Genomic DNA, 1,308 nt, shown 5'->3' with positions numbered 1-1,308 from the left:
TGGACCGCCCCGGGGATCTTGGAGGCTACGATTCCTGCGAACTTGCGAATGACGTAGTAGATCCCTGCGCCTTATAGAAGGCGTCCTCGTACTCCCTCGGCGGAATATTACCACAGAATGAGTGAAGCCTCGTCTCGTTGTACCAGGCAACCCATTCCATAGTTTCCAGCATCACGTCGGTGACACCGTGCCAGCCGCCACGAAAGTCGATGAGTTCTTTCTTGTACAAGCTGTTCAGCGATTCGGCAGCAGCGTTATCGTAAGAATCACCTTTGCTACCGACCGAGCGCACCGCGCCGATTTCCGCCAGACGCTCACTATAGCAGATCGACGTATATTGCACACCCCGATCGGAATGATGCACTAGATCCCCATCCAGGCTCTCGCGCCGCGACCAGATCGCCATTTCCAGCGCCGACAACGCCAGATCCGCCCGCAGATTATCGGCAACCTCCCACCCGACAATCATCCGCGAATACAAATCCATCACGAACGCCGTGTACACCCACCCCGACGTTGTCGCCACGTACGTCAGGTCGGCCACCCACCGACGGTTCGGCGCCGGCGCAGCGAAGTCCCGCTCCAGCAGGTCAGTAGGCAGTTCCCCGCCGACCGGCAGCGTCGTGCGGGGCCGCTTACGGCGCGCGCAAGCGCCCTCGATACCTAAATCGCGCATCAGTCGCTCGACCGTGCACCGCGCCACCTCGATTCCCTGACGATTCAATTCGCGCCAAACCTTGCGCGCCCCGTACACCTTCCTGCCAGAGTTTTCCCACACACGCATGATCTCGACTTTCAACACCTCATCGCGACACGCGCGAGCCGACGGCTCCCGCTCGCGTCGCTTCGCCTCGTGATAGGAGGACGGGGCAAACTCCAGGACCGCGCAGATCGGTTCCACTCCGAACCGATCCCGATGCAGGTCAATGAACTCGATTAGCGCGGCAGTCTCGGGTCGAGTTCCCGGGCGAAATAGGCGGATGCCGCTTTGAGGATTTCGTTGGCCCGCCGCAGCTCACGTACTTCCCGTTCCAGTTCCGCGATCCGCTGCGCATCGCTCGATGTGGTGCCCGAACGCTTTCCCTCATCTATTTCCGCCTGCCGGACCCATGAGCGCAACGCCTCGCGGTGCACGCCGAGCCGGTCGGCCACCCGGGCGATCGCCCCGGCCTTGCCTCCGGTCTCCTCACGCAGGTCGAACACCATCTTGACGGCGCGATCACGCAACTCTTGCGGGTACTTCCTCGGTGCGGGCACGACTCCCAGCCTTCCAGTCTTGGGAGCCTCCAACCAACCCGGGGCAGCTCA

1 protein-coding gene and 1 other annotated feature are annotated in these 1,308 nt (G+C 61.9%); the gene reads right to left on the bottom strand.

All coding sequences use genetic code 11. The features are described 5' to 3' along the window. Positions 1–25: 25 nt before the first annotated feature. Positions 26–1,206, bottom strand: a protein-coding gene (locus ACTWQA_RS59045) for an IS3 family transposase (protein ID WP_443167507.1) whose coding sequence is annotated in 2 segments (ribosomal slippage) — positions 26–972 and positions 972–1,206 — 1,182 coding nt in all. Because the reading frame shifts where the segments join, the coding sequence is not laid out codon by codon here. Next, positions 866–979: a sequence feature (AL1L pseudoknot), on the bottom strand. (Overlaps the previous gene by 114 nt.) Positions 1,207–1,308: the final 102 nt, after the last annotated feature.

It is taken from the genome of Nonomuraea sp. 10N515B (assembly GCF_052245915.1).
Taxonomy (GTDB): domain Bacteria; phylum Actinomycetota; class Actinomycetes; order Streptosporangiales; family Streptosporangiaceae; genus Nonomuraea.
This window is presented reverse-complemented; position numbering and strand designations above follow the sequence as displayed.